General features: G+C 71.4%; 27 protein-coding genes. 9 read left to right on the top strand and 18 right to left on the bottom strand.

Annotated features, from left to right (window positions below):
- Nucleotides 1–49: 49 nt before the first annotated feature.
- From BCF44_RS05420 to BCF44_RS05410, 3 genes are read right to left on the bottom strand one after another with little or no spacing between them, the layout of a single operon-like run.
- The gene (locus BCF44_RS05420) at nucleotides 50–583 is read right to left on the bottom strand and encodes a GNAT family N-acetyltransferase (protein WP_116173003.1); all 534 of its coding nucleotides are present in this window, start codon (nucleotides 581–583) and stop codon (nucleotides 50–52) included.
- A gap of 31 nt (nucleotides 584–614) precedes the next feature.
- A complete protein-coding gene (locus BCF44_RS05415; protein ID WP_170217350.1) occupies nucleotides 615–1151 on the bottom strand; it encodes a phosphotransferase in 537 nt (178 codons plus the stop codon).
- Complete coding sequence (locus tag BCF44_RS05410; RefSeq protein WP_211352899.1) at nucleotides 1148–1720, bottom strand: TetR/AcrR family transcriptional regulator; 573 nt, start codon at nucleotides 1718–1720, stop codon at nucleotides 1148–1150. The genes BCF44_RS05415 and BCF44_RS05410 overlap by 4 nt, the downstream gene beginning before the upstream one ends.
- A gap of 75 nt (nucleotides 1721–1795) precedes the next feature.
- On the opposite strand from BCF44_RS05410, the gene BCF44_RS05405 reads away from it, so the two are divergent.
- Complete coding sequence (locus tag BCF44_RS05405) at nucleotides 1796–2482, top strand: SDR family oxidoreductase (protein WP_116173550.1); 687 nt, start codon at nucleotides 1796–1798, stop codon at nucleotides 2480–2482.
- Here the strand turns inward: BCF44_RS05405 and BCF44_RS05400 are convergent.
- From BCF44_RS05400 to BCF44_RS05390, 3 genes are read right to left on the bottom strand one after another with little or no spacing between them, the layout of a single operon-like run.
- On the bottom strand, nucleotides 2450–3295 hold the full coding sequence (locus BCF44_RS05400; RefSeq protein ID WP_116173001.1) for an NAD(P)-dependent oxidoreductase: 846 nt from the start codon (nucleotides 3293–3295) through the stop codon (nucleotides 2450–2452). The two genes, BCF44_RS05405 and BCF44_RS05400, sit on opposite strands and share 33 nt — an antisense overlap.
- The gene (locus BCF44_RS05395; RefSeq protein WP_116173000.1) at nucleotides 3222–4265 is read right to left on the bottom strand and encodes a GlxA family transcriptional regulator; all 1044 of its coding nucleotides are present in this window, start codon (nucleotides 4263–4265) and stop codon (nucleotides 3222–3224) included. Before BCF44_RS05395 ends, BCF44_RS05400 begins: the two co-directional genes overlap by 74 nt.
- The gene (locus BCF44_RS05390) at nucleotides 4262–5017 is read right to left on the bottom strand and encodes an MBL fold metallo-hydrolase (RefSeq protein WP_116172999.1); all 756 of its coding nucleotides are present in this window, start codon (nucleotides 5015–5017) and stop codon (nucleotides 4262–4264) included. The genes BCF44_RS05395 and BCF44_RS05390 overlap by 4 nt, the downstream gene beginning before the upstream one ends.
- Before the next feature lie 112 nt (nucleotides 5018–5129).
- Here BCF44_RS05390 and BCF44_RS05385 point away from each other — a divergent pair, with 112 nt between their 5' ends.
- Complete coding sequence (locus BCF44_RS05385) at nucleotides 5130–6005, top strand: helix-turn-helix domain-containing protein (protein WP_116172998.1); 876 nt, start codon at nucleotides 5130–5132, stop codon at nucleotides 6003–6005.
- 19 nt (nucleotides 6006–6024) lie between these two features.
- Nucleotides 6025–7764 (top strand): FAD-dependent oxidoreductase, encoded by a 1740-nt coding sequence (locus BCF44_RS05380; protein WP_116172997.1) that lies wholly within the window; start codon nucleotides 6025–6027, stop codon nucleotides 7762–7764.
- On the opposite strand, the gene BCF44_RS05375 is transcribed toward BCF44_RS05380, so the two are convergent.
- A complete protein-coding gene (locus tag BCF44_RS05375) occupies nucleotides 7739–8044 on the bottom strand; it encodes an antibiotic biosynthesis monooxygenase family protein (protein ID WP_116172996.1) in 306 nt (101 codons plus the stop codon). The genes BCF44_RS05380 and BCF44_RS05375 overlap by 26 nt on opposite strands.
- 164 nt (nucleotides 8045–8208) lie before the next feature.
- Here BCF44_RS05375 and BCF44_RS05370 point away from each other — a divergent pair, with 164 nt between their 5' ends.
- Nucleotides 8209–9333, top strand: coding sequence for an SDR family oxidoreductase (locus tag BCF44_RS05370; protein WP_116172995.1), 1125 nt, complete (start codon nucleotides 8209–8211; stop codon nucleotides 9331–9333).
- 187 nt (nucleotides 9334–9520) lie between these two features.
- Nucleotides 9521–10549 (top strand): SagB/ThcOx family dehydrogenase, encoded by a 1029-nt coding sequence (locus BCF44_RS05365; RefSeq protein ID WP_170217349.1) that lies wholly within the window; start codon nucleotides 9521–9523, stop codon nucleotides 10547–10549.
- A 64-nt stretch (nucleotides 10550–10613) separates the two neighbouring features.
- Here BCF44_RS05365 and BCF44_RS05360 read toward each other — a convergent pair whose 3' ends face one another.
- The 6 genes from BCF44_RS05360 to BCF44_RS05335 form a co-directional block, all read right to left on the bottom strand.
- A complete protein-coding gene (locus BCF44_RS05360; RefSeq protein WP_246014855.1) occupies nucleotides 10614–11486 on the bottom strand; it encodes a LysR family transcriptional regulator in 873 nt (290 codons plus the stop codon).
- Between the two features lie 55 nt (nucleotides 11487–11541).
- Nucleotides 11542–12084 carry a hypothetical protein gene (locus BCF44_RS05355; protein ID WP_116172993.1) on the bottom strand — a complete coding sequence of 181 codons (543 nt, stop codon included), beginning with the start codon at nucleotides 12082–12084 and terminating at the stop codon, nucleotides 11542–11544.
- A 31-nt stretch (nucleotides 12085–12115) separates the two neighbouring features.
- Nucleotides 12116–12832 (bottom strand): hypothetical protein, encoded by a 717-nt coding sequence (locus BCF44_RS05350; protein WP_147328393.1) that lies wholly within the window; start codon nucleotides 12830–12832, stop codon nucleotides 12116–12118.
- Between the two features lie 232 nt (nucleotides 12833–13064).
- Nucleotides 13065–13910 carry an NAD-dependent epimerase/dehydratase family protein gene (locus BCF44_RS05345; protein WP_116172991.1) on the bottom strand — a complete coding sequence of 282 codons (846 nt, stop codon included), beginning with the start codon at nucleotides 13908–13910 and terminating at the stop codon, nucleotides 13065–13067.
- 91 nt (nucleotides 13911–14001) lie between these two features.
- A complete protein-coding gene (locus BCF44_RS05340; protein ID WP_116173548.1) occupies nucleotides 14002–15435 on the bottom strand; it encodes a neutral zinc metallopeptidase in 1434 nt (477 codons plus the stop codon).
- Nucleotides 15436–15559: 124 nt separating this feature from the next.
- Nucleotides 15560–16702 (bottom strand): glycosyltransferase family protein, encoded by a 1143-nt coding sequence (locus tag BCF44_RS05335; RefSeq protein WP_246014854.1) that lies wholly within the window; start codon nucleotides 16700–16702, stop codon nucleotides 15560–15562.
- 113 nt (nucleotides 16703–16815) lie between these two features.
- Here BCF44_RS05335 and BCF44_RS05330 point away from each other — a divergent pair, with 113 nt between their 5' ends.
- The gene (locus BCF44_RS05330; protein ID WP_246014853.1) at nucleotides 16816–17319 is read left to right on the top strand and encodes a SigE family RNA polymerase sigma factor; all 504 of its coding nucleotides are present in this window, start codon (nucleotides 16816–16818) and stop codon (nucleotides 17317–17319) included.
- 3 nt (nucleotides 17320–17322) lie between these two features.
- Nucleotides 17323–17634 carry a hypothetical protein gene (locus BCF44_RS05325; RefSeq protein WP_116172989.1) on the top strand — a complete coding sequence of 104 codons (312 nt, stop codon included), beginning with the start codon at nucleotides 17323–17325 and terminating at the stop codon, nucleotides 17632–17634.
- On the opposite strand, the gene BCF44_RS05320 is transcribed toward BCF44_RS05325, so the two are convergent.
- Together BCF44_RS05320 and BCF44_RS05315 are read right to left on the bottom strand one after the other, a co-directional pair.
- A complete protein-coding gene (locus BCF44_RS05320; protein ID WP_116172988.1) occupies nucleotides 17624–18667 on the bottom strand; it encodes an amidohydrolase family protein in 1044 nt (347 codons plus the stop codon). The two genes, BCF44_RS05325 and BCF44_RS05320, sit on opposite strands and share 11 nt — an antisense overlap.
- 19 nt (nucleotides 18668–18686) lie before the next feature.
- Nucleotides 18687–19148, bottom strand: a complete 462-nt coding sequence (locus BCF44_RS05315) for a hypothetical protein (RefSeq protein ID WP_147328392.1) — start codon at nucleotides 19146–19148, stop codon at nucleotides 18687–18689.
- 27 nt (nucleotides 19149–19175) lie between these two features.
- Between BCF44_RS05315 and BCF44_RS05310 the strand changes: the two genes are divergently transcribed.
- A complete protein-coding gene (locus BCF44_RS05310) occupies nucleotides 19176–20525 on the top strand; it encodes a pyridoxal phosphate-dependent decarboxylase family protein (RefSeq protein ID WP_116172986.1) in 1350 nt (449 codons plus the stop codon).
- Nucleotide 20526: 1 nt separating this feature from the next.
- Here the strand turns inward: BCF44_RS05310 and BCF44_RS05305 are convergent, their stop codons facing one another.
- The 3 genes from BCF44_RS05305 to xylA form a co-directional block, all read right to left on the bottom strand.
- Nucleotides 20527–21759 carry a glycoside hydrolase family 99 protein gene (locus BCF44_RS05305; protein ID WP_116172985.1) on the bottom strand — a complete coding sequence of 411 codons (1233 nt, stop codon included), beginning with the start codon at nucleotides 21757–21759 and terminating at the stop codon, nucleotides 20527–20529.
- A gap of 101 nt (nucleotides 21760–21860) precedes the next feature.
- Nucleotides 21861–23243, bottom strand: a complete 1383-nt coding sequence (gene xylB / locus BCF44_RS05300) for a xylulokinase (protein ID WP_116172984.1) — start codon at nucleotides 23241–23243, stop codon at nucleotides 21861–21863.
- A gap of 1 nt (nucleotide 23244) precedes the next feature.
- Entirely contained in the window at nucleotides 23245–24405 is a 1161-nt protein-coding gene (xylA, locus tag BCF44_RS05295) for a xylose isomerase (protein ID WP_116172983.1), read from the bottom strand.
- A 135-nt stretch (nucleotides 24406–24540) separates the two neighbouring features.
- Between xylA and BCF44_RS05290 the strand changes: the two genes are divergently transcribed.
- Nucleotides 24541–25515: a LacI family DNA-binding transcriptional regulator gene (locus BCF44_RS05290; RefSeq protein ID WP_116172982.1), complete on the top strand. Its 975-nt coding sequence runs from the start codon at nucleotides 24541–24543 to the stop codon at nucleotides 25513–25515.
- Nucleotides 25516–25654 lie beyond the last annotated feature (139 nt).

The following is a 25654-nucleotide window of genomic DNA, read 5'->3' as shown; positions in this document are numbered from 1 at the left end:
GTACGTTCGGTGTAGGTACCACCGGCAGGGACAGGATCCCGGGAATAGCTCAGTCGTCGACGAGTTCACCCTCGAGCAGGCTCATCACGATGAGGTCGTACCACTTGCCGTCCCGGCGGAAACGCTCGCGCTCGCGGCCCTCCTCGACGAAGCCGAGCTTCTTGTACACGTGTCGGGCGGCCTCGTTCTCGGGGACGACCCACAGCGAGATGCCGTGCAGGCGCATCTGGTCGAAGCCGTAGCGGCAGATGACCCGAATAGCGTCCGTGCCGTAGCCGCCGTTGCGGTACTCGGCCTCGCCGATGTACACGTCGAGCTCGGCGCGGCCGTTCTCGGGCTCGGCGTCGGTGAGGGCGATCGCCCCGATGGGAGTGCGATCGGTGAGGGTCTCGATGCACAGGATGAGCTTGTCGTACGTGTTGCGCGGCCGGTCCTCGCCGAGCCGCTTGGTCAGCTGGGCCAGCGACTCGGGATACTCGTTGATCATCCACTGGATCGCGCCGGGATCGGAGTTCCAGCGGTGCAGCGCCTCGGCGTCGGACGGCTCCAGCGCCCGCAGGCGGACAAGCTTCCCGGTCAGCATGAACCGACCGTAACAGCGTCGCGCAACCGGATTAGCCGTGGTAAGCGGCGAGGAAGCGCTGGGCGTGCGGCTCGGCGAACTGGGGGTTGAACGGCCCGCGGATGCTCTCCAGGCAGTCCTCGATGTCGGAACGCGGATCGAGCAGCCCGGCCCGGCCGACGTCGATCAGGTGCACCGAGCCGTCCGCGATGATGACGTTGGGCAGGCAGTAGTCGCCGTGCCCGACAACGGGTCCGGCGCCGAACGGGCAGCCGGCGGGGTCGAGGGAATGCAGGCGCCGCAGGGTCTCCCCCATGATCGTGGCGACTCGGTCCAAAGAGGACGGCGGCCACGGGTCGGAGGCCGGACGCCCGGGCACGGCGGCGGTGTGCAGCCAACCCCGGCCGGCGTCGATCACCGCGGGCACGGCGACGTCACGGGATCGCAGCCACAGCAGGCGTTCCCGCTCGTCGTCGACGAGATCGGCGGCGGCGCCGTCCACGGCGGACTTGAGATAGCCGGAGCCGTCAAGGAAACGCAGCACCCGCGCGCCGGAATGCCCGTGCGTGACGACCTCGTGCGGCTTCACCGCGCGGCGCGGACGACCAGGGTGGCCAGCTGCCGACCGGCCTCCTCGTCGAGCGGCGCGTGGTCGAGCAGCAGCCGGTACCACAGCACGCCGAACACGATGTCCAGCAGCATCTCCGGATCGACGTCGGCGGCGATCTCGCCACGGTCGGCGGCCCGCGCGAGCACGGTCCGCAGCGCGTCGCGCCGCCCGAACAGGAAGCGATCCCGGAACTGGACGGCGAACACCGGATCGAGCAGCGCCTCGGCCATCAGGCCGACCAGCACGGGACGCTGGCCGCGCTGCCGGAACGTGTCCACGAGAAAACCGGCGAGATCGGCGGCCAGCGAACCCTCGTCCGGCACGGCGATCAGGCTGGCGGCCTCGTCGAGCATGGCGTCCAGCACCACATCGGCCTTGGACGGCCACCACCGGTAGATCGTCTGCTTGCCGGCCCCGGCCCGCGCGGCGATGCCCTCCACCGACAGCTGCGCGTAGCCCCGCTCGGTCAGCTCGTCGATCGCGGCGGCCAGGATCGCCCGCCGGGTCGCCTCGCTGCGCGGCCTGCCCGGCCGCCGGTCCCCAGTCACGCCGACCAGTTTACAAGACGCCGCGTCTCGCTTTAGTATCGAGACGGTTCGTATCGAATTGAGGGGGTGCGCGACATGCGCGTTGTGGTGTTGGGCGGGACCAACGGCATCGGGCTCGCGGTGGCCGAGCGGCTGACCGCGGACGGGGCCGAGGTGACCGTCACCGGCCGCGACCCGGAGCGGCTGGCGGCGGTGAAGGACCGGGTGGCGGCCGCCGAGCAGGTGGACGGCACGTCGGAGGCCGAGGTCGCGGCGTTCTTCGAGCGGGTCGGCGAGTTCGAGCACCTGGTGCTCAGCTTCAGCCCGGGCGCGGTCGGCCTCGGCCCGATCCGGTCCGTGTCGTCGGAGGACCTGCGGGCGGCGTTCGAAGGCAAGCTCTTCGCGTACCTGTACGCCATCAAGTCCGCATTGGTCGCGGAGTCGGTGACGATGCTGTCGGCGGCCAGCGCCCGCGCCGCGGCCCCGGGCCTGAGCACGCTCGCGGCGGTCAACGGCGCGATCGAGCGGATCGTGTCGCCGCTGGCCACGGAGCTCGCCCCGGTGCGGGTGAACGCAGTGGCCCCGGGTGCGATCGACACCGACTGGTGGTCTTTCCTCCCCGCCGACCAGCGGCAACAGCAGTTCGCGGCGATGGCCGACGGCATGCCGATCCCGCGCGCCGGCCGCGCCGAGGAGGTCGCGGACGCGGTCGCGTACCTGATCGGCGCGTCCTACGTGACGGGCACCGTGCTACCGGTCGACGGCGGCCTGACCGTCGCCTGACAGCCGGAAACCGGCGAGCTCCTCCAGGAGCGCCGGGGCCAGCAGCTCGCCGTCAACGGGGCCGAACCGCTCCAGCGCCGCCCGGTGCAACGAGGCGACGGCCGAGGTCAGCGGCTGGGGCGTCCCCGCCAGGTCGGCGCTGCGCACGACCGATTCCAACTCCTCGACACACCGGTCCAGGCCGAAGTCCCGCAGGTAGTCCCCGGCCAGCAGCGCCGGCAGATGGCGCTCGACGAACGCGCTGTCGCCGGCGCTGCCGAGCAGGACGTCCCGCATCCGGTCCGGGGCCAGGCCGTGCCGCTTGGCCAGCAGCAACGCCTCCGTCGCCAGCACGGCGTGCCCGAACCACTGGAGGTTGATCAACAGCTTGGCCAGGTAACCGGCGCCGTGATCGCCGACGTGATGGATGGTCGACGCGAACGACCGCAGCAGGGGCGTGGCATCGGCCAACGCCTCGGCGGACCCGCCTACGTACAGGGTGATCTCGCCACTCTCCATCGCCGGCACGCCGCCACCCATCGGCGCATCGAGGTAATTCGCGCCACGCCGAGCCGTTTCCGGCGAACCGCTCGTGAGGTCTATCCACAGGCGACAGTCCATAGGGGAATACGCTGCCAGCTCGGCGTTGCCGGGCAACACCGTGAACACGACGTCGCAGCCGGCGACGGACGACGCCCAGCGGGCACCGGCGGCCTCTGCGGCCGAACGCCGTGCGGCGACGATGTCCGTCGCCATCACGTCATGGCCGGCCGCGACCAGCCGGCCGATCAGCGGCGTGCCCATTCGCCCGACCCCGACCACGCCGACTGTCATCGACGATCTCCTTTGGCTGGAACGTGTTCCGATAGTCCTGCGGGCTGACGCCGACGATGCGCCGGAACGACGGCCGCAGCGACACGCCGGCGGTGAAGCCGACCCGCCGGGCGATGACGTCGACCGGCAGATCGGTCTGCTCCAACATCCGCTGCGCGTGCAGGATCCGCTGGTGCAGGAGCCATTGCAGCGGCGAGATGCCGACGACGGCCCGGAACTGGCGATCGAACGTCCGCCGGCTCAGGTGCGCGTGGGCGGCCAGCGTGTCCACCTCCAGCGGCTCGTCCAGGTGCTCCAGCGCGAACACCATCGCCGCGCCGAGCCGGTCGCCGTCGGGCAGCTCCAGGATCGGGTGGTCGATGTACTGCGCCTGGCCGCCGCTGCGCTGGGGCGCGACGATCATCCGGCGGGCGATGGCGGTCGCCGCCGACGCGCCCCAGAGCCGCCGTACGACATGCAGACACGCGTCGATGCCGGCCGCGGTGCCGGCGCTGGTGATCACGTCGCCGTCGTCCTCGTACAGCACACCGGGATCCACCGTCACAAGCGGGTAGTTCGCCGCCAGCGCCGGCGCGTGGAACCAGTGCGTGGCGGCCCTCCGCCCGTCCAGCAGCCCGGCGGCGGCGAGCACGAAGGCCCCCATGCACTGCCCGACGACCAGCGCGCCGTCCTCGTGCGCGGCCCGGAGCGCTCGCAGCGCCGGCTCCGGCGGCCGCTCGGCCGTGTTCCGCCACGACGGCGCGACCACGATCCCGGCCCGGTCCAACGCGTCCAGCCCGTGCGGCGGCACGACCTGGACGCCGCCGGTGGTGGTCAGCGGCCCGGGCTCGCCGGCGACCGGCAGCAGCGTGAACGCCGGCGCGCCGGTGGACGTGCGGTCGACGCCGAACACGCTGATCGGCACCGACGTCTCGAACATCGGGGCCCGGTCGAACATCAGCACCGCGACGGTGGCCTTGTCCCGGCTCATTCCGTCAGTATCACCACCTCGCCGGGCGCGGGCATCACCAGCCGGTCGGCCAGCCCGTGCTTGGCGAACGCCGCCGGGACGTCGTCCCGCGTCTCGGTGAAGTGCCCCCAGCCGTCGACGTGGATCGGCACCACGATCGACGCGTCGAGAATCTCCGCCGCGCGGGCCATCTGGTCGGCCCCGAGCGTCAGATACGCGTCCATCAGCGTGCTGCGGCCGCGGCCGCCGAACAGCACCGCGATGTCGATCGGGCCGAGGTTGTCGGCGATCTCCTGGACGATGCCCAGCGACGCGTTGTCCCCGCTGACGTAGACCCGCGGCCCGTCCGGGGCGGACAGCACGAACCCGCGCACCTCGCCGGTCAGGTGCTCGCTGCCCATCGGCCCGTGCCGCGCCGGCACGCCGGTGATTCGCACGTCGCCCACGGTGACGCTCTGCCACAGCGGCAGTTCACGCGCGGTGCCGCCGAGCCGCTCGGCCGAGCCCGCGGTGCCGAGTACCAGCGGCGCCCGGCCGACGAACTCCCGGCCGAGGTCGTCCAGGTTGTCCGGGTGTTGGTCGTGCGACAGCAGGACGGCGTCGACCCGCCCGACGTCCTCTGGCATGACCGCCGGCCCGATGTGCTTGACCAGGACCCGGTTGCCGATCGGGTGGTCGCCGGGCGGGTCGAAGGTCGGGTCGGTGAGCAGCCGGACGCCGCCCAGGTCGAGCAGCGCGGTCGGGCCGCCGACGAATTGCACCGTTGTTCTCATGGCCCGATCGTGGGCGATCGGATCCAGCCGCCGTGAGTGGCCTGTCGGCTGACCACCGATCGATTCCAGCCACTAGTTGTGAGTTCAACTATCTGGTCGTACACTCGGCGACGTGCGCGAAATCGGCCTTCGTGACACCAACGGCATCCTGAACCAGCCGTGGGTGCGGCCGAGGCGGTCCAGCGCGGGCCTGGGCTGGGACCAGATCTTCGTCTCCACGCAGCAGGAGCGCGCGTACCGGGCCTCGTTCGACGCGGCGCCGACCAGCCTGGTGATCCTGCACCTGGACGGGCCGGTGAAGGTGTGCCGGGGCAGCGATCGGCCGCATACGGTGCCGGTGGGAGGCCTGTTCGTGCACCCGGCCGGGCGTGCTCTGACGGTTGAACTGGGCGGTTCACTCAACACCGTGCACGCTTACCTCGCCGACAGCGCGTTCGGCGAGGAAGGTGTCCGGTTGGCCGAGGAAGTCGGCGCGGTGGATCCGCTGGTGGAGCAGCTGATGCTCGCGCTGGACGGGGCCGTGCGCGAGTGGGAGCCGTCGGCTCGCACGTACGTCGACCACCTGACCGCCCTGCTCGCCAGCCACCTGGCACGCCGGCGGCAGCCGCCATCGGCCGCGGGGTTGACCTCCCGGCAGCTGGCCGCGGTGCGGGACCTGATCGAGAACCGGCTGTCGGAACCGTTGCCACTGACCGATCTCGCCGGCGCGGCGGCGCTGAGCGTGAGCCAGTTCGTACGCCAGTTCAAGGCGAGCACCGGCGAGACGCCCCACCGCTATCTGGTCGGCCTGCGACTGCGCCATGCCCAACGGCTGTTGCGCACCAGCACAGTGCCGATCGCGGACATCGCCGTCCGATGTGGATTCAGTCATCAGGAGCACCTCACCCGGGTGATGCGGTCGCGGTTGGGCACGACTCCGGGCGCCGTCCGGCTGAATGCCTCGAACGTGCAGCGACGCGCGCATTCCGTGCAGGAGAAGGCGTTGTGAGGCGGCCGATACTCGGCGCATGACCCACGACACAGACGTCCTGGTCGTCGGCAGCGGCCCCGCCGGCGGCTCGGCCGCGCTGCTGCTGGCCACCTACGGCGTGCGGACGACCCTCGTGACCAAGTACGGCTGGGTGGCGAACACGCCGCGCGCCCACATCACCAACCAGCGCACCATGGAGGTGCTGCGGGACCTCGGCGTGCAGGCCGAGGCCGAGGCGCAGGGCACGCCGCAGCACCTGATGGGCGACACGGTGCTGTGCACGTCGCTGGCCGGCGAGGAGATCGGCCGCATCCGGACGTGGGGCACCGGCGACGCGTCCGCGACCGAATACGCCGCCGCCAGCCCGTGCGGCATGATCGACCTACCGCAGAACTACCTGGAGCCGATCCTGATCGGGCGGGCGGCCGAGCGCGGCGCGAAGATCCGCTTCGACACCGAATTCCTGTCCCTGGAACAGGATGCGGACGGCGTGACGGCCACCGTGCTGGACCGGCAGCGCGGCGAGACGTACCGGATCCGGGCCCGCTACCTGATCGGCGCCGACGGCGGCCGCAGCCTCGTCGCGGAGCAGGTCGGACTGCCGGTCGCCGGCCGCACCGGCAAGGCGGGCAGCATGAACATCGTCGTCGACGCCGACCTGAGCCGGTACGTGGCGCACCGGCCGAGCATCCTGTACTGGGTGATGCGCCCGGGTGCGCAGCTCGGCGGCATCGGCATGGGGCTCGTGCGGTGCGTCCGGCCGTGGCACCAGTGGCTGATCACCTGGGGATACGACATCGAGCAGGCGCCGCCGGAGATCGACGACGCCACCGCCGCCGCGATCGTGCGGGACCTGGTGGGCGACCCGGAGCTCGCGGTGGACGTCAGGTCGACGTCACTGTGGACGGTCAACCACAGCTACGCCACCGAGTACTCGGCCGGGCGGGTCTTCTGCGCCGGCGACGCCGTGCACCGGCACCCGCCGTCGAACGGGCTGGGCTCCAACACGTCTGTTCAGGACTCGTACAACCTGGCCTGGAAGCTGGCGATGGTGCTGCGCGGCGAGGCCGATCCGGCGCTGCTGGACAGCTACAGCGCCGAGCGCGTGCCCGTCGGCCGGCAGATCGTGGACCGGGCCAACCTGAGCCGCGACCAGTTCCTGCCGATCTTCGAGACGCTGGGCATCGCCGGCGGCGGCGACGAGGAGGCGATCACGCTGGGCATGAAGGCGCTGGACGCGCCGGACGCGGACGGGGCGGCGCGGCGGGCGCGGATGACCGAGGCGATCGAGCTGAAGAACTACGAGTTCAACGCGCACGGCGTGGAGATGAACCAGCGCTACGTGTCCGCGGCGGTGATCCCGGACGGCTCGCCGGCGGAGGTGTTCCTCGCCGACAAGGAGCTCTACCATCGGCCGACGACCCGGCCCGGGGCGCGGCTGCCGCACGTGTGGCTGGTCGGCGCGGACGGCCACCGACTGTCCACACTGGACCTGGTCGGCAAGGGTCGGTTCACGCTGCTGACGGGGATCTCCGGCGAACCGTGGGTGCGGGCCGCCGCCGCGCTGCCGGTCGAGGTGGTCAGGATCGGGGTGGCCGGGCTGCGCGACGCGTACGGGGATTGGCTGCGGGCAAGGGAGATCGAGGAGGAAGGTGCCCTGCTGGTGCGTCCGGACGGCTACGTCGCCTGGCGCGCCGCGCGGCTGCCGGACGACCCGGCGGCCGCGCTGACGCGGGCGTACGAGTCGATCGTCAGGCCTGTTCCGGTCCCACGCTGAGCGCCACCTCGAACTCCAGCACGCCGGAGCTGGTGGAGACGGGCGGGCGGCCGCCGCCGTGGTCGCCGCGCGGCTGCGTCTGCCACGCCTGGAACGCCTCGTCGGACTCCCAGCGGCTGTAGACGAAGTAGCGGCTCTCGCCGGCCACCGGGCGCAGCAGCTCGAAGCCGAGGAAACCGGGCACCCCGGCCATCCGGGCGGCACCGGCGGCGAACCGCTTCTCGAGCTCCTCGCCGGCGGCCTCGGGCACCTCGAGCGCGTTGATCTTCACGACTGCCATGGAGCCAGCCTACGCCCCGGCCCGGCTGTGGCGTGGCGCACGATCCCCCTGGCGTTATTGGGGAACTGGCCCGTTTGCTTGGCCAACTCGGCACGAACGTCCGCTGAACCGACCAGGTCGGATGGCTAGCATCGAAGGCGCCTGCCCGCCGCCGTGGGAAGAGGATGTTCGTGCACGTCGTCACCGGAGCGACCGGCCTCGTCGGGTCCGCGCTCGTGCTGGAGCTGCTGCGCCGCTCCGACGCGCCCGTGACCTGCCTGGTCCGGCCGGGCCGGACCGACGCCTCGACCCGCCTCGTGGCCGCGCTCGGCGCCGCCGCGCGGGCCTACGGCCACGGCGACGCGCTCGACTTCGACATACGGAATCGGTGCCTCGCGGTCGCCGCGGACGTCGATCTGCCCCGTTGCGGCGTCGATCCGGCCGACTTTCCCACCGGCGCCGCCGAGTTCTGGCACTGCGCGGCCGATCTGCGCTACGAGGAGCGGCACCGGGAAGGTTTGCAGCGCACCAATGTGCTCGGCACGCGGCACGCCGTCGACCTGGCGACCGCGCTGGGTTGCCGGTCGTTCAACCACTTCAGCACCGCCTACGTCGCCGGCCGTCGCAATGGGACGATCCGTGAGCAGGCGGGGACGGATCCCCTGCACAACAACCGCTACGAGGAAAGCAAGATCGCCGCCGAGTGGCTGGTGCTGGCCGCCGAGGGGTTGCGGACGCGGATCCTGCGGCCCGGCATCGTCATCGGGCACAGCGTCACGCATGCCGTGGTCGGCGGGCACTCCGGCATGTACGGCGTGCAGCGGCAGTTGGTGCAGTTGGAGCGGATGGTGTCCATGCTCGGCGACCCCGCGCTGCGCACCCGGCCGCTGCGGCTGCGGGCCGACCGGGCGACGCCCGTCGACCTGGCGCCCGTCGACCTCGTCGCCGCCGACGCGGTGTCGCTGAGCCGGTCCGGGCACGTCGGCGTGTTCCACCTGACCCATCCGACCGGCATCCGCGTCGGCGACGGCCTGGACCTCATGTTCGACGTCGTCGGCCTGCCGCGACCGCACTACACCTACTCCGACGCCGGCTTCGCCCCTGCCGACCGGGAGTTCGACCGCAAGATCGACTTCTTCCGGTCGTACCTGACCGGCGCCAAGGCGTTCGACCGCACCCGCCTGCTGGCCGCCGTCCCCTCCCCCGCCCTCGGCGCCTGGTCGCTGCACCCGGACGCCCTCCGCGACTTCCAGGTCTGGTACCAGACCCACGCCACCTCGCCCCGCACCGTCCCCTCCCTCAGCGGCTGAGCCTCCGGTCGAACGGGCAGTTGATCGTGGTCCGGACGGCAGGACCCGGCCGGATCCCTTTGTACGACGATAACCTGACGAACATGGACGAGTTTGTGGACACCGCCGCCGTCTTGCGCCCGGTGGCCGGATGCTACGACGATCCGGTCGATCCGTGGGGCGCGCCCGTCGAGTTCGACGCGGCCTGATGCGGTTGCGGATCTCCGCCTGCGGCGGGGTGTTCGCCGTCGATGGCCAGGTCGTCTGGGACGACTACCTGGACCAGCGGCAGTACGTGCTGGGCACCGACAGCGACGAGGTGCTGCGCTGGTTCATCCGCTGGCGGGACCGCGACTCGGTGCCGGAGCGGCTGCGGCACCGGGTGGACGTGTTGCTGGCCAACGACGTCCTGATCGCCGAGGGCTCGCAGCGCGACGCCCAGGAGCAGGCGGTGCTGCACGCGTGGGGCCGGTGGGGGCCGGTCGCGCGGGCGTACCACTACTCGACGCGGACCACCCGCGTCACGCGCTTCCTCAGCTCGGACGAGCAGGCCCGCGACTTCGCCGACCGGCTGGCGCTGCACGAGCCGCCGGAACCGGCCAGCACATTCCGTGACACCAAACGGGTCGCGCTGCCGACGGCGGAGGAAGCCCAGTGGCAGCACCGGGATCTGCTGGACGTGCTCTACCTGCGCCGCAGCCACCGGGCCTTCGGCGCCGGCCCGGTGCCACTGACCTCGCTCGGCGCGCTGCTCCAGGTCAGCGCCGGCACGGTCCGGGTGGAGGAGCGCAGCGGCACAGTGTTCAAGACCGCGCCGTCGGGCGGCGGCCGGCATCCCACCGAGCTGTACCCGGTCGTGCGGGACGTGGCGGGCCTGCCGCCCGGGATCTACCACTACGACAGCCGCACGCACGAGCTCGCCCTGCTCGGGGGGCTCGTCGGCGACGCCGAGCTGGTCGCGGCCTGCGGCGACCAGCAGTGGGTCACCGGCGCGGGGCTGGTCGTGTTCTACACCAGCGTGTTCGGGCGGAACATGTGGAAGCACGACTCGCCGCGGACCTATAGGGTGCTGCAACTCGACGCCGGCCACATGAACCAGAACCTGTCGCTGCTGGCCACCGCGCTGGGGCTGCGGACCACGTTCACCGCCGCGATCCGGGACGAGCTGGTGGAGGAGCTGATCGGCTGCGACCCGGCGACGGAGCTGGCCATCGGCTGCGCGGTGATCGGCACCTGAGCTCATGCAGGGAAGGACGCCTTACCCGCGGTCAACGAGGGTAAGGCGTCCTTCCCTGCACAAGTCAGAGTTCGGCGAGGGCGGCGAATTCGCGGATCAGCGGGCTGCGGCGGCCGGCGCCCCAGGCGAGGCAGACCTGGCACGGCGGAATGTCCCGGACCGGCACGTGCGCGATGTCCGGCCGGGTGTAGAAGGTGGCGGTCGACAGCGGCAGGATGCTGATCCCCCGCCCGGTGGCCACGTTCTCCAGCTTCTCCTCGACGGCGTGGAACGGCCCGACCGGGGACCGGGTGCCGTCGCGCAGCTCGGTGGCGATGTCCCGCCACTCCGGCACGGCGTCGGGATGCTGGAGCAGGTGCTCGTCGGCGAGGTCGGCGATGGCGATGCTTTCCTTGCCGGCCAGGCGGTGTTCGACCGGCAGCACGGCGACGCGAGGCTCGCTCAGCAATGGCCGCACGGTCAGTCCCGACTGGTCCACCGGCAGCCGGATGTACGAGACGTCGACGCGGCCGTCGTGCACGACCTCGATCTGGTCGTCCCAGCTCGTGCGCACGACGTTGACCGCCAGGTCGGGATGCCGCTCGGACAGCGCCCGCACGGCGGCCGTCACGATCAGGCCCGGCATGAAGCCGACGGTGAACGAGTGCTGCCCGCGGGCGGCGCGACCGACCCGTAGCCGCAGGGCGTCGGCCCCGGCCAGCAGCGGCCGGGCATCGGCCAAAAGCTGCTCGCCGGCCGCGGTCAACTCGGTGCGGCGGCGGTCGCGCACGAAGAGCTGGACCTTGAGCTCCTGTTCCAGCGCGCGGATCTGCCGGGACAGCACGGGTTGGGCGATGTGCAGCCGCTCCGCCGCCCGGCCGAAGTGCAACTCCTCGGCGACGGCGACGAATTTCCGGACGCGTTCCAGGTTGAGCGCCGGCCTGCCCAGGTCCGTCACGGCATTCACCTTACAAGTCGGGCGCCCGACACGGGCCGTGTCGGGCGCCCGACGGCTACTGCTGGTAGTCCTCTTCCACCCAGTGGTGCGTCGACGCGTCGATGACCACCGTGTAGTGCGTGTACACCTTGGGCTTCTGCCCCGGCGGTGTGTCGATCTCGGCGGGATTCGGCGCCGCGTTCACGGTGACGACCCACACCTGCGTCGACGGCGCGAGCGCCGCGTTGACGTGCGCGCCGTTGTAGGTGGCCTTCTCGTAGCTCGACAGCGGCTCAAGGTTCGACGACGTGATCGCCGACGTGGCCTTGGCCTTCGGATCGGCCTTGCCCAGGGCCGCCGCCACCGCTTGATCCCGCGTCATCTGCGCGGGCTGAGCCGCCTGCGGCTTGACCCCCCTGTGCTGCGGGAGATTGGGGTCCGGGCAGCTCGCCCGATGCGCGTCGAGGCAGGCGGCCAGCTGCTTGTCCGCCATCGGGCCGGCCGGCGGCATCGGCGTGGTCGGCCCGCCGGCGATCATCGCGCCCGCGGTGCCGCCGACGCCCAGCGCGGCCACGGCGAGGCCGGCCACGATTCCGATCCGCTTGGATCGCTTGTTCACGAGTTTCCCCCTTTGCTCGCGGACCGGCTCATCAGTGCCCCACCCACCATACCCAGTCGCTGTCCACCCAGTAACCGGTAAATCCCGAATCGACGACCTGACTCGGGATCGAGGCCCCGCCCCGGGAGACGTACCATTTCCCGGCGCCGTCCCGGAAATCGGCGGTCATCTGGAACCAGTCCGCGTGGGCGGCGCCGAGGTCGTTGGCCGCCACCTCGCCGCCGATCTGCTGTTCGTATCCGGTCCAGCTCCCCGTCACCGCGCTGACACCGACCTGGTTGCCGTCGTAGTAGACATCCCATTGATTGGGGGCGGCCCCACGCTGAATCTCGTACGCGTTGTCGTACCCGTCGGGAGTGTCGTTGTCGATGAAATGCCTGGAGAAAGTGCCGCCGGGCGCCTGGTCGGCCCAGAACACCTCGTAGGCCTGGCAGCCGCAGGGGTCGCCCGGGTCGATCCCGTTGCGCAGCCCCTCCTCCACCCACGAGGCGCCGCCCTCGGCGGTGACCAGCCACATCTCGGAGTTGATGTGGCCGCCGTTCTCGTATTCGGATCCGCCGAGATACATGTTGTTGCTGTGCCAGTGGCCGTAGATGCCGGTGAAGTCCGTGCGGTCGAGCGTGCCGATCGAATAGCAGTGCGGCGAGTTGCACGAGGTCGCCGGGGCGGCGTGGGCCACCGGCGCGGCGAGCAGTCCGGCCATCGCCAGCACGGCGGCGGCGGCAATGCGGACCCGTACCGGCCTCAACGCCAGAAAATATCGGCCTGACAATATTTTCACGCGATTCCCCCTCCGGTTGACGCGAACCGGCCGGGGAGCGCGGGATTCAAGTACGTGAAACATGGGCAAGCCCCCCCGACCAAGCCCGTTCGATTTCGAGCCTAGCCACCGGCGAATGCGGACGCAAGGCCGCAGCGGTCATACTCCGATTGGTCGAGCACACGTTGAGGCATTCGCAAATGGCGCTCGAAAGGGCCGATCAGCCCAGCTCAGCAAGGGCATCGGTGTGCTTCGGCAGCCACCCCAGCTCGCGGCGCGCCTTCGCGGCGGTCAGCCGCTGGTCGAGGGCGAACGCCTCGGCGATCGGCCCCATCCGCTCGGCCGCCTCGGCCTCGGTGACCTCCCGCACCGGCACGTCGAGGGACTTCGCCAGCACCCGGCTGACGTCGCCGGTCGTCGGGTTCTGGTCGTCCACGCCGACGTAGACGCTGCGCGGCTTGGCATCCAGCGCCCGCACGTACAGCTCGGCGAGGTCCTCGACGTGCACCAGCGCCCAGTGCGTGCTGCCGTCGCCGATCTGCAAGAGCTCGCCGTCCTTGCGGGCCGGCTCCACGTAGAACGCCTCGATCAGGCCGCCGTGGTTGCCGTACACCAGTCCCGGCATGACGATCACCGGCCGGCCGCCGTGGTCGAGCACCTGGCGCTCGTTGTCCAGCCGCCACGAGGTCAGCGCCGGCGGCGCCATCGGATGGGTCTCGTCGGCGACGCCGTCGGTGTCCCCGAACACCCAGGTGCCGCCGGTGTGGATGTACGGCCCGCGGTCGGCCAGACCGTCCTGCATCGCCCGCGCCGCCGCGAGGTCGACCTCGGCGGTGTTCACGCCGGCCATGCCGAGGTGGATCACCGCGTCGGCCAGGGTTGCCTGTTCCCGCAGCACATCCGTGTTCGTCAGCTCGCCCCGGACGGCGATCGCGCCGGCGGCCTCGACCAACGCCGCCGACTCGTCGGTGCGGGCCAGCGCGGCGACCTGGTGGCCGTGCCGCGTCAGCGCCTGGATGGTCGGCCGGCCCACATAGCCGGAGCCGCCGGTGAGAAAGACCTTCATCTCGGATCCCTTCGTTGCCTGACCCGAGCTTCGCCCTGGTCAGGCCCCGAAGTCCAAGACCCTTTCCCACTCCTGTGATGCCCTACGGGTATCAGGCGCCGTACTTGCTGACGCAGATCGCCGGCCCGGTCGAGGTGAACCCGTCGCGGAAGGCCTCCACCCGCGTGAAGCCCGACGGCACCGCCGCGCCGTTCACGTCCGCGGCGATCAGGCTGCTGCCGTTGAGCATCTCGGCCACGGCCTCGTCGAGGTCACCGGGCGAGAGCTGCAGAGCGCCCTGGTGGGCGGGCGTGATCGTGCCGGCCCACATGCCGGTCAGGCACGCCGTGAGCTGGCCGGTCGACGCACGGTCGACGGCGTGGCCGGTCGCGTGTTCGACGGCGAGTGCGAACCGCGACGCGATCTCGGCGAAAGCGGCGAAGTCACCGATGCCTCCCTTGGTGCCCTGCTGCGGCGGCGTGCCGATCCGCGCCAGGTTGGTGGTGTCGAGGGTGATCTGGTTGGTGCTGGGGCAATAGGCGGCCGGCGACGTCGGTTTGGCGTCCGGGCATGCCCGCTGGCCGGCGACGATGGTCGGCGGCTGCGCGCCGGTCTGGTCGAACGCCGACCGCAGCGTGGTCTGCAGGTCCCGCAACGCGCTCTGGTCGGTGACGCGGAGATTTCCCTTGCCCAGCCCGCGATCCACGTCGTCCGGGCTGAACTGCTGCTCGGTGATCCGCCCCTGCACCTCGTGCGCGTCGATCTGCGCGCAGCGCTTGGCGCCGTCGGCGAAGCCGAGCTGGAACGCGGTCACCCGGTCGAAGGCGTCACCGTGCGCGCTGCTGGCCTGCGCGCTGCTGCCCGCCGAGTCCCGCACGAAGAACAGCGTGGCCATGATCTGGTTCAGGCCGGGGCCGGTGGAAACCTGGAAGTGCGGCGAGGATCCCTCGGCCACGGACCGGATGAACGTGCCGGCGAAGCAGTCCGCCTGCTGTTCCTTGACGATCGTCGGCGTGGCCTGGGTGACGCTGCCGAGCCGGAACTGCACGGCGTGGCCGAGTTCGTGGGCCAGCACGGCGACGATCGCCATGGGACCGAAGGAATCGTCGAGCTGCGGCAGAAGTTGGCCGCGGTCCCAGGCGATGTCGTCGTCGGCGGCACAGTAGAACGCGTTCACCAGGCCGGCGGTGCTCGAGTTGCAGACCTTGCGCGCGGGCCCGTTCGAGTCGTACGAGACGAGCTGCTTGACCGGCGCGAAGTCCTTGCCGAAGTCGGCGGGAAGTTCCTTCTGCCAGAACGACTGCACGTCCGCGACGGCGTTCTCGGCGATCTTGTCGACGGCGCTGCCGTCGGTGCCGACGACCGGCAGGCCGGCGTCGGTGGCGCCGGGCCGCGGGCCGCTGTCGCCGGTCGTGACGGCCAGGCCCGCGACCTGGCCTGGATCGGAGCGCTCGACCGCGCCCGTGCCGGCGACGACCTGGGCGCACCCGGAGGTCAGCGCCGCGATGGCGGCCAGCGCCGCGAGCTTGGGGATCCAGCCGGACATGTCGGTCCCTTGTGGATAGTCGCCGGTCCGGCCGTTCCGGAAGCCGTGCGCGGGAAACACGGACGACCGGCGGCGCCGGTTCACGGCGAGCACCAGAAGTTGCCCGTTTTGCCAATCGGGCAGGTCAGATGGCGTAGTGCCACCCGGTCAGCGCGTAGGCCCCGATCCAGCCGCTGACCAGCGCACATGCTCCGAGCACGGTCAGCACGGTGGTGTTGCGGCGCTTGGCCAGACCGACGGCGACCGGGATCAGCAGCGTGAAGGCCGGCACGAGAAGCCGCATCTTCGAATAGGTCACGCCGCTGGAGCCGGCGGTCATCACCACCAGCCCGATCCCGTACGCGATGAGCGGCCACGGCTGCTTGCGCAGCACCCCGAGCACGCACAGCACGAGCGCACCGAGGATGACCAGCACGTTCGTCGTCTCCATCACGGAGGCGTCGCCGGTCAGCACGTACCTGAAGAAGTCCAGCGTGTTCGCGCCGAAGTCGAAGGCCGTGCCCCAGCCGGCCTTCTGCACCTCGAACCAGCCGGTGAGGCTGCCGGTGCGGTCGGCGACCCAGGCGAGGAACGCGACCAGCCCGAGTGGACAGACGGCCGCCGCCAGCCACGCCTTCGCCGACTGGCCGTAGATGATCACCGCGACCACCACGATGATGATCAGCACGCCGGCGCTGGGCCGCACCAGACCCGCCGCCGCGCAACACGAAGCCGCCAGCCACCAGCGGCGCTCCATCACGCCGACCAGCGCCCACGCGGCGAGCGCGCTGAACAGGGCCTCCGAGTACACCATGGACAACGTGACCGCCATCGGCGTCGCCGCGAACAGCGCGACGGTGATCAACCCCACCCTCCGGTCCTTGGGCAGCCGCACGATCCCGTACGCCGCGAACAGCCCGGCGATCAGGCTCGCGGCCACACCGACCAGCGGTAACGCGGTGTTCGTGAGCCGGCCCAGCATGGCGATCACCAGCGGGTAGCCGGGAAAGAACGCCAGCGTGGTGTTCGGCGTGAAGTGTCCGGCCGCGTCCACCATGCCGAAGTCGCTGGTGGCGTAACCGTCACGGGCGATCGAGAGGTACCAGTCACCGTCCCAGGCCTTGAGCACGTCCACCAGCGACTTGTCGTGCACGGCGGCCAGCACGCCCAGGATCGCCAGGCCCACCACGCGCACTGCGAGGTAGACGCCCGCGGGCGCGAGGACATGCCTGGTCAGCCGCTCGACCGGCGGGGTCGTCGGGGCGGCGTCGAGAAGTTCGGTGGTCAATTGTCGTCCGATGGGCAGGCGGACGCCGCCGGTCGGCGCCCCGTTCGGGGATAGGTATGCCGCGAGCCGCCCGGCGGGTTGCACGCGGTTTTTCGGTGGCATACTCGGTTCCGGTGTCCAGGAACGACGACTTCAGCGAGTACTTCGCGGCGCGGGCGAACGCCCTGCGCGCGACGGCGTACCTGCTGTGCGGCGACTGGCACCGGGCCGAGGACATCACCCAGGTCGCGATGACCAAGCTCTATCTGGCCTGGCCCCGGCTGCGGGAGGTCGGCCTCGACGCGTACGCGCGCAAGGTGGTGGTGCGGACGTTCCTCGCGGAGAACCGGCGGTTGTGGCGCAAGCGCGAGCACCTCACCCACGAGCCGCCGGAGCTGCCGGCCGAGTTCGGCGACGCCGAGCAGCGGCTGCTGGTGCAGGCGGCGCTGGCGTCGGTGCCGCCGCGGCAGCGCGCCGTGCTGGTGCTGCGCTACTGGAACGATCTGTCGGTGGAGGAGACCGCCGAGGCCCTGGGTTGCTCCGTCGGCACCGTGAAGAGCCAGGCCGCGCGGGGCGTGGCGGCGCTGCGGCGGCGCCTCGGGCCGCATTTCGACGTGCTCGAACCGGACGGGAGGTGAGCCGTGGATCCCGACGACGAGCGGGTGCGGGCGCTGCTGGCCAAGGCCGGTGAGCAGCCCGGGCCGCCGCTCGGCCTCACCTCCGACGCCATCGTGCGCCGCGGCCGCCGGATCCGGCTGATCCGCTGGGGCAGCGCGGTGGCCGGCGTGGCGGTGGTCATCGCCGGCGTGACCGTGTCGCTGCTGCTGGTGACGGCCAAGCCGGTGCCGCCGGCGTCGCCGCCGCACCTTCCTTCGGCCACGCCCGTCACGACCACCACCGTCGACGTCACCACCACGACCTGGACAACAGCGGAGACGACGTCTAGCCCCTGACCCGCTCCCCTGCGCACCAGACGGCCTTGATCTTGCGGGTGACGGTGATGTCCGTGGTGGGATCGCCGTCGACCAGCAGGAGGTCGGCGCGCCGGCCCGGCTCGACGACGCCGCGATCCGCCAGCCCGAACGCCTCGGCCGGCCGCACCGTCGCCGCCCGCAGCGCCTCCACCGGCGTCAGGCCGGCGCGGACCAGCAGCTCCAACTCGTGGTGCAGGCTCTCGCCGTGCCGGACCTCGGCCGGCACGCCGGGGACGTTGTGCGCGTCGGTGCCGGCGAGGACCTCGATGCCGGCGTCGTGCAGGGCGGCGACGGTGGCCAGCAGGTGGTCCTGAAGCCCGATCATCGACTCGAAGATGGACACCGTCGGCACGTCGATCTGGCCGGCCGCCCGCATCGCGGCGATCACCTCCGGCTGGATGACGCCGTCCCTCGGGATGTGCGTGACGAAATCCGTGCCGGTGCCGACCGCCAACTCGTACGCGCCCAGCGTCGCGGCGTGCAGGACGGTCTTGAGGCCGTGCTCGTGGGCGGCATCGACCAGCGCCTGGATGTTCTCGCGGCTCGGGCCGCCGTCGCCGTCCGCCTCGGCGACGCCCTTGATGTAGTCGACGCCCTCGGCGACCCGCTGCCCGACCAGCCTCCGCGCCTCGTCCGGGGTCTGCACGATCGCCTCGGCCGGCAGCTGCAACACCTTGGCGTGCATGCCGTCGGGGCCGATCGCCGGCAGGCCGGCGGTGCGGAAGTCGGCGGTGCCGGTGCTGCCGCGCATGGACTTGATCAGCTCGGGCGGCCAGAAGCCCATGTCCAGACCGGTCGTGACGCCCCATTTGGCCAGCTCGTCGAGGGTTTCCGGGCCGGCGAGGTGCAGGTGGGCGTCGATCAGGCCCGGCAGCAGCGTCGCGCCGCCGCCGTCGAGCTCCGTCGCGCCCGTCGCGTCGTCGCCGATTGTCGGGCCGTCGATGACGACGGTGCGGGGCTCGGTGAGCCCTTGGCCGTCGAACACCCGGACGTTGCTGAGGGCCGTGCGCATGCCACCTCCGATGTCGTTGCTAGGGCGGCGGGACCTGCGCGGTCACCACCTGGTGCCCGGCGTCGTCCACGACGGAGATGGACGTCAGGTCCGCCGGGGCGACCATCACCGCCCCGTAGATCGGGAAGGCCGGCTGCGCGCTCTGCACCCATCCGCCGAACTCGTAGGAGTGTCCCGTCCGGTCGTACGCGAACAGCCGGCAGCGCTTGCCGTTCGACACCGTCGCCGACACGACCTCGATGCCCAGCCAGCCGTTCGCCGGCGTGATGACGAGGTGCAGCTCCGCGCCGGTCGCCCGGTTCACGCCGGTGACCTCCCGGGTGCCCGGCGCCGGCGGGCCGTCGTCGGTGTCGTTGTCCGCCTGCAACAGTCCCGTCGGCTGCGGCGCCGGCTGCGGGGTGGAGGTGACGCGTCCGATCACCACGCCGATGACCACCAGGACCGCGATCCCGGCAGCCGCGACGACGGTTCGCACCCACATGATGAGCCCCACCCTAACCTTGGGGCCATGTTCGCGAAACTGGCTGAGGACCTCGCCGAGTTGCCGGCGCTGCTGGCGGAGACGCAGGCGTACGCGGCGCGGATCCTCGCCGGTCTGGACCACCGTCCGGCGGCGGTCGTCGACGGTGCTGCCGGGCACGCGCCCCTGCCCGAGTCCGGCGACGGACTGCGCGCGGCCATGGCGGCCTTCGCCGACCGCTGGGAGCCCGGCTTCTCCGGCAGCGCGGGACCCCGCTACCTGGGCTTTGTCACCGGTGGCACCACTCCGGCGGCGCTGGCCGGCGACTGGCTCACCGCCGCCCTCGACCAGAACGCTCACGGCGCGGTCGGGTCGTCCGCGGCCGCGCTGGAACGTGAGGCTGTCTCATGGCTGGGGGCGCTGTTCGGACTGGACATGCCCGGCGCGTTCGTCACCGGCGCGACCATGTCGAACCTGGTCGGGCTGGCCATCGGCCGCGAATGGCTCGGCTCGCTGCGCGGCGTCTCCGTATCGGCCGAGGGGCTGTCCGAGCCGGTTCGGGTGCTGTCCGGCACCGCCCATTCCAGCACCGGCAAGTCGCTTTCGGTGCTGGGAATCGGCCGCGACCGGCTCGTTTCCGTGCCGACCCTGCCCGACCGCGAGGCGGTCGACGTCGAGGCGCTGGAACGGGAACTCGCCGCCGGGCCGGCGATCGTCGTGGCCAACGCCGGGACCGTGAACACGGTCGATTTCGACGACATCAGGGCCATCGCCGCGCTGAAATCCCGCCACCAGTTCTGGCTGCACGTCGACGCCGCGTTCGGCGGATTCGCCGCCGCGACGCCGACGTTCGCGAGCCTGCTCGACGGCTGGTCGGAAGCCGATTCGGTGTGCGTGGACCTGCACAAGTGGCTGAACGTGCCGTACGACTCGGCCGTGCAGTTCACCCGCCGCCAGGACCTCCAGGTCCGCGTGTTCGAGAACGTCTCCCCCTATCTCGGCGCTCCCGGCGCCGTGCCCGATTTCATGCATCTGACGCCGGAGACCTCGCGCCGCCTGCGCGCGCTGCCGGCCTGGTTCGCGCTCGCCGCGTACGGTCGCGACGGCTATCGCGAAATCGTCGAGCGCAATATCGCCTGCGCACAGGAAATGGGCGCCCGGCTGGAAAGCAGCCCGCGCTGGAAACTGCTGGCACCAGTGCGGTTGAACGTCGTGTGTTTCACCCTGGCCGACGATCCGTCGCGGGTGGGCGCGGTTCTCGACGAACTGGCCCGCACCGGCGAGGCCTTCCTGACGCCGACGGTCTACCGCGGCGTGCCGGCGATCCGGGCCGCCTTCAGCAACTGGCGCACGACCTCGGCCGACGTCGACCGCATCTGCGCCGCGCTGGACCGGTGAGTCATGTGGGGCTGGTGGGCCGGGTCGCCGTCAACGCGAGCTGGCGTTTGAGCATGCGGCCGCCGTCCGCGGTGAGCCGCAGGTAGTAGTCCGAGGAGCAGGCGGTGCCGTCCTCGTCGAGCGCCCACAGGCCGGAGCCGGCCGGCACCCAGGAGCCGTCGGGGGCGGTCTTGGCGATCTGGTTGCCCTCGCCGAACTCGTCGAACATCGAGATGTAGATGCCCTGCGCGCCGACCCGGACCATGTTGTAGAACTGCCGCCACATGAAGTCGCCGTGCGCCCGCTGCCGCGCGGAGACGTCGCCGGGCAGCACGCACGGCTGGTAGTCGATGCCGTGGCTGTTGCAGTCGGCCTGGTCGCCGACGTTGATGGTGGTGTAGACGTCGTCGGAGCCGGCGGCATTGCCGATGGCGCCGACCATCCACGGCGAGATCATGTTGAAGGCGTGGTAGGTGTCGGCGAAGCCGGTCCGCGTGCCGGCGCCGCCGACGCGCCATTCCCTTGGCACGCCGCCGATCACGTAGCAGCCCTGCCCCTTGAACCAGTTGATCACGTCCATGCAGGTGCCGGCGTCCCACGGGTGGTTGCCGTCGCTGAAGCCGAAACCCCAGATACAGACGACCGGTTTGCCGTTCTGCTTGGCGTAGGCCGACGAGGCGGTGTGCGCCTTCATCTTGTTGGTCCAGTCGGCCTTGATCTCCGACTGCATGCTCGTCCAACCGGTGACGTCGTACATGATGTAGAACTTCACGCCGTGGCTCTCCGCCGCGGACCGCACCTTGGCCGCCATGGCGTCCCGCGTGGGCCCCTCGGGGCTGTTGGGGTTGAACCGTTGCAGGGCGGCGGTGTCGCAGCCGTACTGGTGCATCCACGCGAAGTGGGTGTCCACGGTCTGCTGGTCGTACGAGGAGAACAGGTTGGCGGGCTGACCGTTGTTCAGGTTGTTGTAGGCGGTGCGGTAGCCGTGGCTGAACTCCCGCATGTCCGGCCACGCCTTGATGACGTTGTTGGACGGCGACGGCGGCTGGCCCGCGTTCTGGCTCCAGTGCCACCAACTGTTGATCGGCGCGCCGTCGCCGACGCACGCGAACCAGCCCTGGTAGCCCACGGTTATCTTGCCCACGACATCGCCGGCCGGGCTGGCCAGCGGGCTCGCGGACGCGGTGCGTGAGACCGCCGGGGTCGCGGCGGCGGCGGCCGCCGCGGCGAGAAAGCTCCGTCGGGACAATCCCATGTCCGAACTCCTTGTCAGCGTTGACAAGAAGGCCTTGTGGCGGCAAGGACCTCGCCAGTGCCGCAGAGGCTAGGCCGTTCGAGACGAGGGCGTCAAGCAGTTCATTGTGGACGGTCGAGGACCAGTTCGCGGGCGTGCGCGTACCGCTCACGCACCGACGGCACCGGATCCGCCTGGTAGCAGCGGGAAGTGAGCGCACTCCACTGTGGAGGGTCGGTTTCCCCGCGCAACGCCCATGCAGCCTGCCTGGCGGCGCCGTCGGCGACGAATTCGCTCGGCTCGGGAACCACTACGGGGCAACCGAAAACCGTGGGCGCGATCCGACGGACCGCCTCGGATCTGGCGCCGCCGCCGACGATCAGCACCCGCGAGGCCGGGATCCCCAGCTCCACCAGGGCGTCCACGGCGTCGGCGAGGCTGCACAGCAGCCCCTCGACCGCGGCGCGGGCCAGATGCGCCGGGGTGGCGGTGTCGAGCCGGAGCCCGTGCAGCGTGCCCGAGGCGTCCGGACGGTTGGGAGTGCGCTCGCCGTCCAGGTACGGCACGAGCACCAGGCCGTCGGCGCCGGCCGGGGCGGCCAGCGCAAGCTCGGAGAGCTCGTCGACGCCGACCCGCAGCATCCGCGCCGTGGCGTCCAGGACGCGGGCGGCGTTGAGCGTGCACACCAGCGGCAGGAACCTGCCTTGTGCGTCGGCGAATCCGTTCACGACCTCGCTGCCGGCCGGCTTGACGCTCGACGCGAACGCCGTGCCGGAGGTGCCGATCGAGACCACCACGTCGCCGGGTTCCGCCTGCACGCCCAGCGCCGCGGCGGCGTTGTCACCGGCCCCGGCGGCGACCAGCGCGCCGGACCGGGTGCGTCCGGCGGCCTCGGCCGGGCCAAGCACGCGCGGCAGCTTGGCCCCCTGACCGAGGGCCGTGGCGAGCAGATCCTCCCGGTACTCGCCGGTCGACGGCGACCAGTAGCCGGTTCCGCTGGCGTCGCTGCGGTCCGTGCAGAGCTCGCCGTCGGTCAGCCGCCGCGTCAACCAGTCGTGCGGCAGGCAGACGGCCGCGGTGCGGGCCGCGTTGGCCGGCTCGTGCTCGGCGAGCCAGCGCAACTTGGTGATCGTGAACGACGCGACCGGCACGCTGCCGACCGCGTCCACCCACGCCCCGGGGCCGCCGAGCTCCGACACCAGGTCGGCCGCGGCGGCCGCCGACCTGGTGTCGTTCCACAGCAATGCCGGCCGGACGACATCGCCATCATCGTCGAGGCACACCATGCCGTGTTGCTGGGCGCCGACGGCCAGCGCGGCGACGTCGTCGAGACCGCCGGCGTCCGCGACGGCCCGGTCCAGCGCCTGCTGCCACGCCGCGGGGTCGACCTCGGTGCCGACCGGATGTACCGCGCGGCCCTCGCGGACCAGCGCGCCGCTGTCGGCGTCCCGCACGACGACCTTGCAGGACTGGGTGGACGAGTCGATCCCGGCGACGAGCGCCATGTCAGCGCGCCCCCAGCGCGTGCTCGACGGCGAGCTGCTCGAGTTCGACGAAGCCGTAGCCGCGGGTGCCGACGGCGTCCGGGTCGAAGTCGGCGTCGGCGGCCAGCAGCTCGCGGTAGGTCTCGCCGGGGGCCAGCGTCGGCTCGGCCAGCTCGGTGACCTTGGCGTTGCGCAGCGCCTCCTGCACGTCCGGATCGGCCCGGAAGGCGGCCGCGCGTTCCTTGAGCAGCAGGTAGGTCCGCATGTTCGCGGCCGCGCTGGCCCACACGCCGTCGACGTCCTCGGTCCGCAGCGGCTTGTAGTCGAAGTGCCGGGGGCCGTCGTAGCCGGCCTGCTCCAGCAGGTCCACGAGGAAGAACGCGGAGAGCAGGTCGCCGTGGCCGAAGATCAGGTCCTGATCGTAGCGCGGACCCTTCTGACCGTTGAGGTCGATGTGGAACAGCTTGTCCTGCCACAGGGCCTGCGAGATGCCGTGCACGAAGTTCAGGCCGGCCATCTGCTCGTGGCCCACCTCGGGATTGAGGCCGACCAGGTGCTCGTGCTCCAGTGTGGAGATGAAGCCAAGCGCGTGACCGATCGTCGGCAGCAGGATGTCGCCGCGGGGCTCGTTCGGCTTCGGCTCGATGGCGAACTTCAGGTTGTAGCCCTGATCGATCACGTACTGGGTGAGGGTGTTCATCGCCTCGCGGTAGCGGTCCAGCGCGGCGCGCACGTCCTTGGCGGCGTCGGTCTCGGAGCCCTCGCGGCCGCCCCACAGGACGTAGGTGGTGGCGCCCAACTCGGCCGCGAGGTCGACATTGCGCAGCACCTTGCGCAGCGCGAACCTCCGCACCCCACGGTCGTTGCTCGTGAAGCCGCCGTCCTTGAACACGGGGTGCTTGAACAGGTTCGTGGTCGCCATCGGCACCACCAGGCCCGTCTCGTCCAGGGCCTTGCGGAAACGGGCGATCCGCTCCTCGCGCACCGTGTCGTCCGAGCCGAACGGGATCAGGTCGTCGTCGTGGAAGGAGACGCCCCACGCGCCGAGCTCGGCCAGCCGGTGCACGCTCTCGACCGGGTCCAACTCAGGCCGGGTGGGCTCGCCGAACGGGTCGTTGGCCGGCCAGCCCACCGTCCACAGCCCGAAGCTGAACCTGTCCGCCGGAGTGGGATGCACGGTCACGACGACGCCTCCTTAGTTAGTTCAGTGGCCATACTAAGGGCTGCTCGGCCGGCTGTCGACCTCGACGGACCTGATCACGACGGCACGCGGGCACGCGCGCGTGCCCGCGTGTGGGGAACGGGTACCGTGGCAGCCATGCGGGTCACGATCGCCGAGGTCGCCCGGCGGGCACGGGTGAGCAAGACGACCGTGTCGCGGGTGCTGAACAACAAGTCGGATGTCGACGCGGCGACCGCGATCCGGGTCCGCGAGGTGATCGCCGCGACCGGCTACATCCCCAGCGCCGGCGCGGTCGGGCTGGCCAAGGGGCGCACCAACACCGTCGGCATGCTGGTGCCGGGCCTGACCTGGCCGTGGATGGGCGACGTGCTCCAGGGCGTCGCCGACGTGCTGGAGGCCAAGGGCTACGGGCTGCTGCTGAACACCGTCAACCGCGGCGCCGACTCCATGACCCAGTTCGCCCGGCACGTGTCGGCCAAGGCGTTCGACGGGCTGCTGCTCGTCGAACCGCCGGACACCCTCAGCTACATCCAGTCCCTGCACGAGTCCGGCCTGCCGGTCGTGATGATCGACGACCGCGGGCACCACCCCGGCTTCCCGTCGGTGGCGACCAGCAACCGCGCCGGCGCGGCGTCGGCCGCCCAGCACCTACGGTCGACCGGCCGGGAGCGGATCGTGATGATCACCGGTCCGGCCGAGTTCGGCTGCACCGTCGAGCGGGTGCAGGGTTTCCGCGACGTCATGGCGGAGAAGGTGCTCGTGGAGGGCGACTTCACGCCGGAGGGCGGGCTGGCCGCGATCCAGGAGGTGCTCCGCAGCGGCGTCGAGTTCGACGGGGTCTTCGCCCAGAACGACATGATGGCGGTCGGGGCGCTGGACGGCCTGCGCGAGGCCGGCGTCGCCGTGCCGGAGGACGTGGCGGTGATCGGTTTCGACGACATCGCCCTGGCGGCGCACTCCGTGCCGGCGCTGACCACCGTGCGCCAACCGTCCCGTGAGATGGGCGAGGCCGCCGCCTCCCTCCTGCTGGCCAACCTCCTGGAGGGCATCCCCCTCCCCGCCGACCCCCACGTCGTCCCCACCTCCCTCGTAGTCCGCGACTCCGCCTGAACCGCCGCGAGTCGCGCCCAGCACCAGACCGAATGCAGGTCTGAGGCGGACCCCGCGAGTCCCGCCCAGCGTCACACCGAAATCCACTCTCGTGCAGAGCCGAGACCCGAGGCTCGTTTCTGCCTGAAACCCACATTCG

The organism is Kutzneria buriramensis, assembly GCF_003387475.1.
Lineage (GTDB): Bacteria > Actinomycetota > Actinomycetes > Mycobacteriales > Pseudonocardiaceae > Kutzneria > Kutzneria buriramensis.
The sequence above is the reverse complement of the archived record's forward strand: the minus strand, read 5'-3'. Positions and strand labels throughout refer to the sequence as shown.

Excerpts from the sequence above, each read along its gene's own strand:
- BCF44_RS05370 (WP_116172995.1), top strand. The coding sequence starts at position 8,209 with ATGTTCGTGCACGTCGTCACCGGAGCGACCGGCCTCGTCGGGTCCGCG.
- BCF44_RS05310 (WP_116172986.1), top strand. The coding sequence starts at position 19,176 with ATGTTCGCGAAACTGGCTGAGGACCTCGCCGAGTTGCCGGCGCTGCTG.
- xylB (WP_116172984.1), bottom strand. The coding sequence starts at position 23,243 with ATGGCGCTCGTCGCCGGGATCGACTCGTCCACCCAGTCCTGCAAGGTC.
- BCF44_RS05405 (WP_116173550.1), top strand. The coding sequence starts at position 1,796 with ATGCGCGTTGTGGTGTTGGGCGGGACCAACGGCATCGGGCTCGCGGTG.
- BCF44_RS05315 (WP_147328392.1), bottom strand. The coding sequence starts at position 19,148 with ATGTGGGTGCGAACCGTCGTCGCGGCTGCCGGGATCGCGGTCCTGGTG.
- BCF44_RS05380 (WP_116172997.1), top strand. The coding sequence starts at position 6,025 with ATGACCCACGACACAGACGTCCTGGTCGTCGGCAGCGGCCCCGCCGGC.
- BCF44_RS05345 (WP_116172991.1), bottom strand. The coding sequence starts at position 13,910 with ATGAAGGTCTTTCTCACCGGCGGCTCCGGCTATGTGGGCCGGCCGACC.
- BCF44_RS05390 (WP_116172999.1), bottom strand. The coding sequence starts at position 5,017 with ATGAGAACAACGGTGCAATTCGTCGGCGGCCCGACCGCGCTGCTCGAC.
- BCF44_RS05395 (WP_116173000.1), bottom strand. The coding sequence starts at position 4,265 with ATGAGCCGGGACAAGGCCACCGTCGCGGTGCTGATGTTCGACCGGGCC.
- BCF44_RS05420 (WP_116173003.1), bottom strand. The coding sequence starts at position 583 with ATGCTGACCGGGAAGCTTGTCCGCCTGCGGGCGCTGGAGCCGTCCGAC.
- BCF44_RS05400 (WP_116173001.1), bottom strand. The coding sequence starts at position 3,295 with ATGACAGTCGGCGTGGTCGGGGTCGGGCGAATGGGCACGCCGCTGATC.
- BCF44_RS05365 (WP_170217349.1), top strand. The coding sequence starts at position 9,521 with ATGCGGTTGCGGATCTCCGCCTGCGGCGGGGTGTTCGCCGTCGATGGC.
- BCF44_RS05290 (WP_116172982.1), top strand. The coding sequence starts at position 24,541 with ATGCGGGTCACGATCGCCGAGGTCGCCCGGCGGGCACGGGTGAGCAAG.
- BCF44_RS05305 (WP_116172985.1), bottom strand. The coding sequence starts at position 21,759 with ATGGGATTGTCCCGACGGAGCTTTCTCGCCGCGGCGGCCGCCGCCGCC.
- BCF44_RS05320 (WP_116172988.1), bottom strand. The coding sequence starts at position 18,667 with ATGCGCACGGCCCTCAGCAACGTCCGGGTGTTCGACGGCCAAGGGCTC.
- BCF44_RS05375 (WP_116172996.1), bottom strand. The coding sequence starts at position 8,044 with ATGGCAGTCGTGAAGATCAACGCGCTCGAGGTGCCCGAGGCCGCCGGC.
- BCF44_RS05340 (WP_116173548.1), bottom strand. The coding sequence starts at position 15,435 with ATGTCCGGCTGGATCCCCAAGCTCGCGGCGCTGGCCGCCATCGCGGCG.